General features: G+C 69.8%; 11 protein-coding genes. 7 read left to right on the top strand and 4 right to left on the bottom strand.

Annotation, left to right across the window (positions count from 1 at the left end; genetic code table 11):
* Positions 1-662 precede the first annotated feature (662 nt).
* Positions 663-1,055 (bottom strand): hypothetical protein, encoded by a 393-nt coding sequence (locus WBA97_RS35875; RefSeq protein WP_424235462.1) that lies wholly within the window; start codon positions 1,053-1,055, stop codon positions 663-665.
* Positions 1,056-1,166: 111 nt separating this feature from the next.
* Between WBA97_RS35875 and WBA97_RS35870 the strand changes: the two genes are divergently transcribed.
* Positions 1,167-2,198 (top strand): alpha/beta hydrolase, encoded by a 1,032-nt coding sequence (locus WBA97_RS35870; protein ID WP_424235461.1) that lies wholly within the window; start codon positions 1,167-1,169, stop codon positions 2,196-2,198.
* A 7-nt stretch (positions 2,199-2,205) separates the two neighbouring features.
* Here the strand turns inward: WBA97_RS35870 and WBA97_RS35865 are convergent, their stop codons facing one another.
* Both WBA97_RS35865 and WBA97_RS35860 read right to left on the bottom strand, forming a co-directional pair.
* On the bottom strand, positions 2,206-4,164 hold the full coding sequence (locus WBA97_RS35865) for a Xaa-Pro dipeptidyl-peptidase (RefSeq protein ID WP_424235460.1): 1,959 nt from the start codon (positions 4,162-4,164) through the stop codon (positions 2,206-2,208).
* A 74-nt stretch (positions 4,165-4,238) separates the two neighbouring features.
* Complete coding sequence (locus WBA97_RS35860) at positions 4,239-5,192, bottom strand: NAD-dependent epimerase/dehydratase family protein (protein ID WP_424235459.1); 954 nt, start codon at positions 5,190-5,192, stop codon at positions 4,239-4,241.
* Between the two features lie 87 nt (positions 5,193-5,279).
* On the opposite strand from WBA97_RS35860, the gene WBA97_RS35855 reads away from it, so the two are divergent.
* Entirely contained in the window at positions 5,280-6,224 is a 945-nt protein-coding gene (locus tag WBA97_RS35855; protein WP_424235458.1) for an alpha/beta hydrolase, read from the top strand.
* A 92-nt stretch (positions 6,225-6,316) separates the two neighbouring features.
* Here WBA97_RS35855 and WBA97_RS35850 read toward each other — a convergent pair whose 3' ends face one another.
* Positions 6,317-6,868: a sigma-70 family RNA polymerase sigma factor gene (locus tag WBA97_RS35850; RefSeq protein ID WP_424235464.1), complete on the bottom strand. Its 552-nt coding sequence runs from the start codon at positions 6,866-6,868 to the stop codon at positions 6,317-6,319.
* Between the two features lie 199 nt (positions 6,869-7,067).
* On the opposite strand from WBA97_RS35850, the gene WBA97_RS35845 reads away from it, so the two are divergent.
* The 5 genes from WBA97_RS35845 to WBA97_RS35825 all read left to right on the top strand — a co-directional run bounded on the left by WBA97_RS35845 (position 7,068) and on the right by WBA97_RS35825 (position 11,416).
* Positions 7,068-7,907: a DUF4142 domain-containing protein gene (locus WBA97_RS35845; protein WP_424235457.1), complete on the top strand. Its 840-nt coding sequence runs from the start codon at positions 7,068-7,070 to the stop codon at positions 7,905-7,907.
* A 97-nt stretch (positions 7,908-8,004) separates the two neighbouring features.
* The gene (locus WBA97_RS35840) at positions 8,005-9,387 is read left to right on the top strand and encodes a DUF1996 domain-containing protein (RefSeq protein ID WP_424235456.1); all 1,383 of its coding nucleotides are present in this window, start codon (positions 8,005-8,007) and stop codon (positions 9,385-9,387) included.
* Entirely contained in the window at positions 9,381-9,953 is a 573-nt protein-coding gene (locus tag WBA97_RS35835) for a ferric reductase-like transmembrane domain-containing protein (protein ID WP_424235455.1), read from the top strand. Before WBA97_RS35840 ends, WBA97_RS35835 begins: the two co-directional genes overlap by 7 nt.
* A complete protein-coding gene (locus tag WBA97_RS35830; protein WP_424235454.1) occupies positions 9,950-10,156 on the top strand; it encodes a ferredoxin in 207 nt (68 codons plus the stop codon). Before WBA97_RS35835 ends, WBA97_RS35830 begins: the two co-directional genes overlap by 4 nt.
* The gene (locus WBA97_RS35825) at positions 10,157-11,416 is read left to right on the top strand and encodes an NAD(P)/FAD-dependent oxidoreductase (protein WP_424235453.1); all 1,260 of its coding nucleotides are present in this window, start codon (positions 10,157-10,159) and stop codon (positions 11,414-11,416) included.
* Positions 11,417-11,418: the final 2 nt, after the last annotated feature.

Raw genomic sequence — 11,418 nt, 5'->3', positions numbered from 1 at the left:
TCAACGCCCTGAAAGCGCCTTTCGGGACATCGCGCCAGTCCGCCACCTCTGACAGAACACCGCAGGGGCGGGCGCTACGCGCCCGGGCCCGCGAAGCGGGCTTGACCAGACCGACGCCCATCGCACGACCAGATAACCAAGAAGAACACCGGTGGATCCAGGTTGAACGCCCCGAAAGCGCCTTTCGGGGCATCGGTCCGAGCGGCGCAAGCCCGCCACCAAGGGGCTCCCTGCCATCCCGTCGACCTGGCGAAGCCCGATCACGCCGTGTCAAGGGGGCAAAAATGCAAGAAACACAGCAATGCCAAGCCCTGGCCCCCTTGACGCGGCGTGATAGCCCCTGGGAGGTCGACGGGATGGCAGGCAGAACCGAACCCAACGCAACCAACCCACCAAACCCCAGGCCATCCTGGAGACCTGCCCCTCCGGCGAGGAGCCGCCGGAGGCAAGGCCCGCCGGAGGCAAACCCCAGCCGCCGGAGGCAAACCCCAGCCGCCGGAGGCAAAGAGCCGCCGAGGCAAACGCAACAGGCTCAACGACCCGAAAGACGGGACACTGGCATCGCACCCCTGCGGGGGTGAGGCCGGGGCGGGGAAACCCACGACTCGCGCATCGGTGGATTCGGGTTACCGTGTTGCCGACCGCACCCGATCACGCCGTGCTCACAGGCCGAGCCGGTCCGGGTCGTGCTGTTCCGCCACCACCCGCACGTCGGACTGCTCGACCTCGAGGTGGGTGCCCTGCCGCGTGAGCAGTTCGGCGTCGGGCCCGGTGGTCACGCCCTCGCGGGCGGCGAAGCCCGGGCCGTGTGGCACGAGGACACCGGTGACGTCGACGCGTTCGCCCCGTTGCACCGGCATCGGGGAGCGGCCTGCCAGGTTCAGCTTCACCCAGAGGCGTTCGCCGCCGGTGGTCGCCCAGAAGCCGGTGTCGGCCGGGACGGACTCGACGGTCAGGCCGTGGAGGACGACCGGGTGCGGGGCGGACGGCTCGGAAGCCGCCGGGGTGCCGCACCCGGCGGTCAGCAACGCCATCAGGACCACGAACCACCGCATGCGCACACGGTTCCCGGTGCGGGTGCGCGCCGCCACCGCAAGCGGCGGAATGCACCGGGTCGGGTGGAATATCGTTCGGCGACGCCGCTGACGCTGATCTACGCTCCGGCCATGCTGCCCTGGTCCTCGCCGCTCGCCGGCCGTGTCGAGCACGACGTCGTCAACAGCGAACTGTTGCGGGACAACCCGCTCGGCGACCCGCACGAGCGACCGGTGTACGTGTACCTGCCACCCGGCTACGACGACTCCGGCCGCCGGTACCCGGTGGTGTACGTGATCCAGGGCTACACCGGGCACGTCGGCATGTGGTTCAACCGGATGCCGTTCCGCCGCCCGTTCCCGGAACTCGCCGACGACGTGTTCGCGGCGGGCGACACCCCACCCGCGATCGTGGTGTACGTGGACGCGTGGACCGCGCTGGGCGGCAGTCAGTACCTGGACTCCCCGGCCACCGGCCGGTACCACTCGTACCTGTGCGACGAGGTGGTCCCGTGGGTCGACGCCCGTTACCGCACACTCGCCGACCGCGCGCACCGGGCGATCGCGGGCAAGTCGAGCGGCGGCTACGGCGCGATGATCACCCCGATGCTGCGCCCCGACCTGTTCGGGGCACTGGCCACCCACGCGGGTGACGCCCTGTTCGACGTGTGTTACTCGCCCGACTTCCCGCGCGTGGCACGCACACTGCGCGACACCTACGAGGGTGACTTCCAGAAGTTCTTCGCCGACCGCGCGGAGCGGGTGCACGGCACGAAGGACTCGGACATGGACCTCATCGAGATCTACGGCTACGCGGCGGCGTACTCCGGCAACGAGGACGGCACGGTGTCACTGCCGTTCGACGACACCGGCGCACTGGTGCCGGACGTGTGGGCGCGCTGGCTGCGCCGGGACCCGGTCCGCATGGCCGCGCAGGAGGAGTACGCACAGGCCCTGCGCTCGATGAAGGCGATCTGGATCGACGCGGGCCGGGGCGACGAGTACTTCCTCGACTTCGGCGCCACCGCGTTCCACCGGGCCATCAGCACCGAGGGCGTGCCGGACGACCGCGTTCGTTTCGAACTGTTCGACGGCCGCCACGGCGCGATCGAGTACCGCTATCCGCTGTCACTGAAGTGGCTCTGCGACCGCATCGCCGAGTAGCCAGGGGTCAGCCCATCGGGATCAGGCGCGCATCGCGGTCCGGCTCCTCCGCGTACACCCGGGGCTCCGGGGCCGAGACCCTCGGCGCCACGGTCACGTCGGCGAGTGCGGTCGCGCCCGGTGCGAGCGACACCGGCAGCCCGAGCCTGCTGCGGCCGAGGTCGATCCGCACGGTCGCGCCGGTCGACGTCGGCACCGTGTACTGCGTGTCGGACAGCGTCAGCACCAGCCCCAGCACGCGGCCTGCCGGGAGGACGACGTCGTGCGCGTTGAGGTCGAAGTTCACCGTGTACCAGCGGTCCGGCAGCAGCGGCGTCGGCGACGTGAGCGAGTCGCGGTGCGCGGCGTCCACCCAGCCGCGGGTCATCACCGCGGCGTCGGCGGTCACGACGTCCTTGGCCGTGTCGAGGTAGCAGGCGTCGTCGGCCGGGGTCGAGGCGCCGTAGCAGGACTCCGTGGTGAGGTTCACGATGCCCTCCTTCGCGCCCTGGTAGTTGATCCTGGTCGCGGTGCCGTAGTCCACGAGCCGCGCGGAGATCTCGGTGTTCGGTCTGTCGACCTTGACCCGCAGCGAGACCGTGGCGGTACCGCTGATCCGCAGGTCCCTCGGCAGCGGCGCCGACAGGAACACGGCACGGCCCGCGACCGCGGTGTTCGGGTTCGCGACCGCGGTCCGCTCCCGCAGCGCCGGGTTGTCCACGGTCGACACCTCGGCGCCCGGCCTGCCCGGCGTCAGCCCGAGCGTGCCCGTGGTGCCGTCACCGGCGCCGAGCGACACGGGCAGCGTGAACGCACCGCGTGCGGGCCACGTCCGCTCGTCGACCCACACGTCCGGCGCCCGCTCGATGGTCGCCATCGGCTCACGCATGATGCCGTTGTCCAGGTCCTGCAGCCAGTAGTCGAACCAGCGGTGCAGTGTCCGCGCCCATTCGGCGCGGCGGAAGTCGAACGGGTCGACGTGGCCCTCCTGCCCGAGCCAGATCTTGCGCGGCACGTGGTGACGGGCGAGCGCGTCCCACCACTGGGCGAAGTGCTTGGTCTCCACGTTCTGGTCGTTGATGCCGTGCGCGATGAACACGCTCGCCTTGACCTTGCCGGCGTCCGGCACGAAGTTCCGTTCGGCCCAGAACGAGTTGTAGTCGCCGGTGGCGTTCGCCGAGCCCTCGTACAGCGCCTCGCGTACCGGCCTGCACACCTCTTCCGGTCGCCCGTTGACGTACCCGGACAGCCACGCCGGGCCGCCGTCGATGGTGTAGAGGGCGCCGTTGTCGCGGTAGTAGTCGTACCAGCTGGAGATCGCGGAGATCGGCACGATGGTCTCGAGGCCATCGACGCCGGTGGCGGCGACCCCGTTCGCGACCGAGCCGTCCCACGACTTGCCGATCATGCCGACCTTGCCGGTGCTCCAGGTGGCGCGGGCCGGGGTGCCGTCGGCGTAGGCAGCCTTCGCGCGGCCGTTCAGCCAGTCGATGACGGCCTTGGCGCCCTCGATCTCCTCGCGGCCGCCGACGTCGCCGCAGCCGGTGGACCGGCTGGTGCCGTTGAAGTCGACCGCGGCGAACGCGTAGCCGCGCGGCACGAAGTAGTTGTCGTAGAACAGCGGGAACTTCGTGACCGTGCCGTCGGCGGCGTACTCCTTGAGCTCGCTCTCGTTGCCGCGCCCGCAGCACTGGTAGTACGGCGAGGCGTCCATGACCACGGGCACCCGGCCCGCGGCCGCCTCACGTGGCCGGACGATGTCGACGACGACCTTGTCGGGCGCGCCGTCGCCGTCGTTGTCGAGCCTCGTGGTGACCCAGACGCTCTCCCGGACCGCGTCGGCGTAGTCGTAGACGGGCACCGTTTCGGTGCCCTTGACGTGCGGCGGCCTTGGCGCGGCCACCGCGGCGGAAGGCGAGATCACCACACCGGCGAGACCGATCACCGCCGCGACCAGAACGGCCAGGCGGGAGGAGGGGAGGCCCATGACCCGAACCTACCGGCGGCGCCGACCAGGAGGAAGTGTCACCGTTTGCCGACAACACCGGTCCCTTGCGGCGGTCAGCGCACCGTGTACACACCCGTTGGCTCGTCGTGGTAGCCCTTGGCGCCCACCGCGAGCGGACTGCGGAAGTCCTCCCCCGCACGCACCGCCGCGAGCACGTGCGCGAAGTCGTACCGGGGCCGCCATCCGAGCACCGACCGGGCGTGGTCGTTCACATAGACACGGTCGACCTCGTCGAACATCCGCCAGCCGCGGCGTGCGTACACGTCCGGCTGCTCCGGGAACAGCTCCGCCACCACCGATGGCGCCTCGGTACGCAGGCGGGCGAGGTGCTCATGGCGGAACGGGGTCGTCGCGCTCACGATCATGCGGTCGAAGCCGATCTCGGGTGCCTGCTCCATGGCGAGCACGTGCGCGTCGACGATGTCCTGGAGGTCGGCCCTGCGGTACAGGTACTCGTTCGCCTTCAGGTTCGCGTCCTCGTACGCGGTGCGGACCTCGTCGCGGTCGTCGGCCTCCGGGAAGAACCGGGACGTCCGCAGCACCACGACCGGCAGCCCGTGGTCGCGGTGCACCAGTTCGCACAGGTTCTCCGCGGCCGTCTTCGTGACGCCGTAGATGTTCCTCGGCAGCGGCACGACGTCCTCGGTGACCCAGCCCGACAGTGCGCGGCCGAACGCGCTGGTGGTGCTCGTGAACACGAAGCTGCCCACCCCGGCGGCCACCGACTCCTCCAGCAACGTGAGTGTGCAGGTGACGTTGGTGTCGACGAAGTCCTGCCGGGTGTGGGAGCCGACGTGCGGCTTGTGCAGCGTCGCGGGGTGGAGGACCGCGGTGACGCCACGCAGCGCGGACCGCACCACGTCCCGGTCCGCGACCGAGCCGACCACCGAGGTGAACGGGGACGCCGCGACGTCCAGTCCGAGCACGTCACGGCCCTGCGCGGACAGCACGCGCACCAGCGCTTCTCCGAGGTGCCCAGCGCTTCCCGTGACCAGAATCCGCTCCACGCCGATCACCGTACGGACCGCCGCAACCGGTTTGTTGCCCCCCGGAGCCGCCCCCGGTTGACTGCTCGTGACGACAAGGAGGTCATCGTGCGTCTCAAGGGATTCCTGCTGGCGCTGGTGCTGGTGTTCAGCACCGTGCTCACCCTGCCCGCCACCGCTGAACGTGCGGGCGCGTACATCGTCTCGACCCAACAGCTCGACGACCGGCTGGTGGAGCTGACCGTGCACTCACCGGCCGTCGGCCGCGACGTCGGCGTTCGGCTGCTGCTGCCACCCGACTACGACCGCTCCCCACACAGGAAGTGGCCGACGCTCTACCTGCTGCACGGCTGCTGCGACGGCGACACCGGCTACCAGAGCTGGACGAACAAGACCGACGTCGAGGAACTGTCGGCACGCACGAACGTGCTGATCGTGATGCCGGAGGCCGGTCCGGCCGGCTTCTACTCGGACTGGCTCGACGGACCGGCCTGGGAGACCTTCCACCTCACCGAGCTGGCGCGGATCGTCGAACGCGAGTACCGGTCCGGCAGCCACCGCGCGGTCGCGGGCCTGTCGATGGGTGGCTTCGGCGCGCTGTCCTACGCGGCACGCCACCCCGGCTTCTTCCGCGCCGCGGCGTCCTACAGCGGGGTCGCGCACCCGACCTACGAGGGACCGCGCAGCACGGACCTGGTCCTGCGCATCGTCGGGTCCTACGGCGACGACCCGCTCGCGCTGTGGGGTGACCCGGGGGCCGACGCGGACGTCTGGGCCGCGCACAACCCCTATGACCTGGCACGGAAGCTGCGCGGGGTGAAGGTGTACCTGTCGACCGGCAACGGCGTGCCTGGCCCGCTCGACCCACCGGGTGCCACCCACGACACCCTCGAGGAGCTGCTCGGCGAGCAGACCGTCGCGGTCGCGGACCGGCTGCGGGCCAATGGGGTGTCGCTCAGGACGGACTTCTACGGGCCGGGCAGGCACGCGTGGCCCTACTGGGAGCGGGCACTGCACCGCTCGTTCCCGATGTTGGTGAATTCGATCAAGTAAGAGGTGTTACCGAAAGGAATAGCCCATTCGGCCTGAAATGGAACCAGTGCCGAATGGGCTATTCGCGTTGGGCTGAATGGACAAATAGTTGGTCATTCCTTCTCGAGGGCGTGCCGTAACGCCCTCAGCGCGTAGTAGACGCGGGACTTGACGGTCCCCTGCGGCACGCCGAGCACCGCGGCCGCCTCCTCGATGGTGCGATCCCGCAGGTAGGTCTCGGCAAGTGCCTCGCGATGCTTCGGGCTCAGTGCCTGCAACGCGTCGGCGATCACCATGGCGGACAAGGAGTTCTCCGAATCATCAGGGATGGTCATGGTCTCCAGCGGCGTGGGGTCGACCTCGTGCGGGCGCGCGTTCGAACTGCGCCTGCCGTCGATGACCAGGTTGCGCGCCACGGTGTACAGCCACGCGCGCACGCCGATGGACTCGCGGTCCAATCGATCCGCGTTGCGCCAGGCGCGGACCAGGGTCTCTTGCACTACGTCTTCGGCCCATTGCCGATCGTTGCCGGTCAGGTACAGTACGTGACCGAACAACGCTCCGCCGAACTCTCGATAGAGCATCCTGACCAACGCCTCGTGTCTGTCCGAGGCGTCGTCCGCGCCGACGAGTTCCAATCTTGGACGCCGGCTCACGGCGGACATCTTTGCCTCATCGGGCACCAGAAGTCGAGTGACCCAGGTCACACTTGTTTCCCGGCTGTGATTGAACCGTGATTCTCGCGTGTCCGTATTTGCTGGTGACCGCACGTGCTGGTGTTCCCAAGGGAAGTCCTTGCGCAGAAAGGAAAACTCATGAGCACCCGATGCGACCGGCCAGTGGCGGTCGCGGAGATCGCCCCTCTTGATCACCGCGACGCCTCCGGCGACGCCTGAGCCCATTATGGAGGGAGAAAGGCTCGGTCGTGTCGTGGCGGTGACGCTGTCGGTGTTGCTCGCCCCGTTGGCCTGCGCGGCTTTCGGGCTGGGTACGCCGATCGCGTCCGGCCTCCCGTCGTTGCCTGGCAGCGCACCCCCCGCCGCGCAGCCGGGCGACGACGCGGAGGCCACCGCGGGCCCCGTCACTGACGAGGCGTTTCTCACCACCGTGCGGCAGACCGGCCTGTGGGCGATACCGGCCGGTGAACTGGCAGAACAACAGGCGGACAACGCGGATCTGAAGGACATCGGCCGGGGGCTGGCCGAGGACCTCCAGACGCTCGACGACGAGGCCGGGGCGATAGCGACCCGTCTCGAGCTGACCTTGCCCGACCAGGCGAACGAAGAGCAGCAGGGCTGGCTCGCCCAGCTGAGTGGTATGTCCGGCGCGGACTACGACATCGCCTTCGTGAACCGGTTGCGTGGCGCGCTCGGCGAGTTGTTTCTCGTCGCGGCGCACACCCGCGCCGGGTCCTGGGACGACGAGGTGGCTGCGTTCGCATCCCTAGTCAACGACGTGGTCGACCGGCACATGACCGACCTGGACAACACCGGGCTGGTCACGGACAACGCGCCAGCGGAGCCGGCGCGCGACGCGTCGACCACCGAACCAGCAGTGGGACCGGCGACCTCGATACCCGAGGTGGCGCCTGTCGCGAGCACGAGCACCGCGGGCGGCGGCGTCAGCATCTGGCTGATCGCCATCGTCTGTTTGGCGGAGGCCGGCCTGACCGTCGGCCTGGTGCGCTTCGCGCGCTCGCGATAAGTCCTGAGCACACACGAAATGAGGCAGACGAACGATGGGTCGACACAAGAACCCGCGCTATAACAGGAAACGCCTGCTAGTCGCGGGTACCGCCGCCGTGACGGTGTTCGGTGCCATGGTCGGCATCGGCATCTACGGCAGCGCCCTGGCCGACCAGGACCAGAGGAGGGCGGCCGACGCGAGCCAAGCGTGTCTGCCGCAGCCCCCGACGGCCACGGCGCCCCCGAGCTCGACGACCACGGCGCCACCGCCCTCTGAATCGGCTCCGCCGGAGACCGCACCAACCGAGACCGCCCCCACCGACACCGGGACCGACACCGCGACGGAGGCCCCGACCGACACGGCCACCGACACCGCAACGGACACCGCCACCGAGACCGCGCCGCCCGAGACCGGGACCGAGACCTCGGAGGAGGGCGAGCCCATGCCGGGCGAGGAGCCGATGGGCCTCGCGGGCGATGAGCTGGTGGCCCTGAACGGCGACCGCAACGGCCGTGACGGCCAGCCGTCCACGCCGGCCGACTACGGCGGCCCGGCACCTGACGAGCAGGCACCCGAGGCACCCGCCGACGGGACCATGCGCAAGTTCGGTGGCGAGAACTGCCAGGACCCGCTCGGCCCGTCCCCCCAGGACTTCGTGGACATCCGCAAGGTCCGGCCGTCGAACGTGAACTCGCAGCCCAGGGTCCGCCGAGGCGGCTCGGCAGGCACGTTCACGGTCAACTGCGGCCGCAACGAGAACGGTCACGGCAACTCGGCGAACATGATCGCCGCGCCGGGCAACGTGAACGGTGCACAGCACACGCACGACTACGTCGGCAACCTGACGACCGACGGCTTCTCCAGCAACGACAGCCTGGCCGCGGGTGGCACCACCTGCACCAACGGTGACAAGTCGGCGTACTTCTGGCCGATCATCCGGGTCCGCAACGCTGGCTCGACGGCCGTCGACCCGCTGAACGCGCACAACGTCGGCGACCCGGTCCTGCCGGCGTCGGTGAAGATCCAGTTCCGAGGCAACCCGGGCCAGCAGGTGACGGCGGCGCCGCAGTTCCTCCGGATCCTCACCGGTGACGCGAAGTCGTCGACCAACGGCGGGGCCAACGCCAACGCGAAGTGGACGTGCACCGGGTTCGAGAACCGGATCACCACGAAGTACCCGCTGTGCCCGCGCGGCAGCCAGACCGTCCGCATCGCGGACTTCCCCGGCTGCAACGACGGGAACACCGACAGCGCGAACCACCGCACGCACCTCGCGTTCGCGGACCGTCGCGGCAACTGCCCGGAGGGCTTCAAGGCGATCCCGCAGCTGCGGATCACGCTGAAGTACAACCTGCCGAGGGGCAAGGTGTTCGCACTGGACGCGTTCCCGGATGAGAAGCACAATCCGATCACTGACCACAACGACTTCGTGAACGTGATGGGTGAGCAACTGATGAACCAGGTCGTGGACTGCGTCAACCGCGGACGGCGATGCTAGTTCTTGCTGCGGCAAGCCATGATGATGGCGTACGCGAGCTGTCCGTGCTCTCGGCACGGCTCGCGTACGCCCTCATGTGCCTGTCCCTCACGTGGGGCGTGGTGGTCTCGACGGGCTGGTTCGACCGGCTCACCGGACAGCACGCCCTGCGTGGTACCCACCAGTTGTTCGCGACGCTGACCCTCGCGTTCGCGTTCGTCCACGGCGTGTCGTTCCTGCTGCTCACGACGCCGACCCCGGCCGCGGACCTGATCATCCCGTTCCGCGGGGTGCTGCGGGACACGTTCGGGATCCTCGCGTTCGAGGGCATGCTGACGGCCGCGATCGCGGTGGGGCTGAAACGGTGGACGAGCTACTGGCGCTGGCTGTGGCTGCACCGCCTCGCGTACCCGGCGTTCGCCCTCGGTGTGCTGCACGCGTTCTTCCAGGCACTCGCGAAGGGCACGCTCTCCTCGGTATACCTGGGCGGGCTGACTTTGCTGGTGCCGGCGGTGACCGTGATCCTCCTGCGGCTCGTACCGGCGAAGACACTCGAAGCAGCCGGACTGGCGGAGGACGGGCCATGAAGTCCAGATTTAAGGTCAGTGTCGACAACGACCGCTGCCGCCGATTCGGCATCTGTGCCGATGAGGCGGCTCAGCTGTTCCGGTTGACCCCAAGAGGCGGGCTGCACTACCAGCGAGCGGTGCCCGCCGACGCGCTCGAGGCCGTGAAGGCGGCCGTGCGCAGTTGCCCGACCCTCGCGATCTCGTTGGAAGAGAGGCGTTAGATGGCCGAGCGAATCGTCATCGTCGGCGCGGGCCCCGCCGGCCTGCGCGCGGCGGAGCGGCTGCGGGAGCTGAAGTACAACGGCGAGCTGATCGTCGTCGGCGAGGAGCCCTACCGCCCCTACCATCGGCCGGGCCTCATCAAGCCGTTGCTGACCGGCCGCCTGCGGCCCCGTGACCTGCGGCTTCCGGTGCTCACCACACTCGACGCGACGTGGCGGTACAACACCCGCGCGTCGCACCTCGAACCGGACGAGCACCTCCTGCACCTGCCGGGCGGCGAGGAGATCCGCTACGACGGCCTGATCATCGCCACCGGCGCGCAGGCACGGCACCTGCCGGGCTCGCCGCGCCACGACCCGCGCGTCCACGTGCTGCGGACCGTCGCCGACGCCGTGGCGCTGCAGAAGACCATGACCCGCTTCCGCGGCCCGGTCGCCGTCATCGGCGGCGGCTTCGTGGCGTGCGAGGTGGCGTCGGCGGCCCGTTCGATGGGCCGCGACGCGACGATCATCGTGCGCGGCTCGTCGCTGCTGCGGCACGTGCCCGGTGAGGACTTCAGCTCGACGGTCCACGCGCTGCACGAGGCCAACGGTGTCCAGGTGGTGACGGACGCCGCGGTGCACCACTGGGTGCCGCAGCCGGACGGGATCGCGATGCACCTGACCACCGGCCAGGTGGTGTTCGCGGGCTGTGTGGTGCTCGCGGTGGGCAGCGTGCCCGCGGTCAGCTGGCTGCGCGGCTCCGGCCTGATCATCGACGACGGCGTGATGTGCGGCCCGACCTGCCACGCGATCGGCGCACAGGACATCGTGGTCGCGGGCGACGCGGCCCGGTGGCCGAACCTGCGCTTCGACACCGCGCCCCGCCGCGTCGAGCACTGGCTCAACGCGGTCGAGATGGGCCGTGCCGCCGCCGCGAACCTGCTCGCCGGGCAGGACAGCGCCAAGCCGTACACACCGCTGCCCCGGTTCTGGACCGACCAGCACGGCATGCGGATCCAGGGCGCCGGCACACCGGCGCTCGCGAAAGACCGCGTGCAGTTGGCCAGCCCCGCGATGGTGGGCCGCCGGGTGACCGGCTACGTCACGAACGGCAGCCTGGTCGGCATCATCGGCTGGGACACCCCGCCCGCGATGCTCAAGTGGACCAAGGAACTCGACAAGCAGACCACGAAGGCCATGCGCCAGCGCCTCACCCGCCGCAAGCCGGTCCACACCCCCGCCAGCGAGCGCACGCTCCCCGGTATCCGCATGCCCTGACG

Origin of the sequence: Actinophytocola sp. (genome assembly GCF_049647105.1) — a bacterium.
Lineage (GTDB): Bacteria > Actinomycetota > Actinomycetes > Mycobacteriales > Pseudonocardiaceae > Actinophytocola.
The sequence above is the reverse complement of the archived record's forward strand: the minus strand, read 5'-3'. Positions and strand labels throughout refer to the sequence as shown.

Coding starts and splice junctions, on each gene's coding strand:
- WBA97_RS35830 (WP_424235454.1), top strand. CDS start 9,950: ATGAAGTCCAGATTTAAGGTCAGTGTCGACAACGACCGCTGCCGCCGA.
- WBA97_RS35875 (WP_424235462.1), bottom strand. CDS start 1,055: ATGCGGTGGTTCGTGGTCCTGATGGCGTTGCTGACCGCCGGGTGCGGC.
- WBA97_RS35870 (WP_424235461.1), top strand. CDS start 1,167: ATGCTGCCCTGGTCCTCGCCGCTCGCCGGCCGTGTCGAGCACGACGTC.
- WBA97_RS35835 (WP_424235455.1), top strand. CDS start 9,381: ATGCTAGTTCTTGCTGCGGCAAGCCATGATGATGGCGTACGCGAGCTG.
- WBA97_RS35825 (WP_424235453.1), top strand. CDS start 10,157: ATGGCCGAGCGAATCGTCATCGTCGGCGCGGGCCCCGCCGGCCTGCGC.
- WBA97_RS35850 (WP_424235464.1), bottom strand. CDS start 6,868: ATGTCCGCCGTGAGCCGGCGTCCAAGATTGGAACTCGTCGGCGCGGAC.
- WBA97_RS35865 (WP_424235460.1), bottom strand. CDS start 4,164: ATGGGCCTCCCCTCCTCCCGCCTGGCCGTTCTGGTCGCGGCGGTGATC.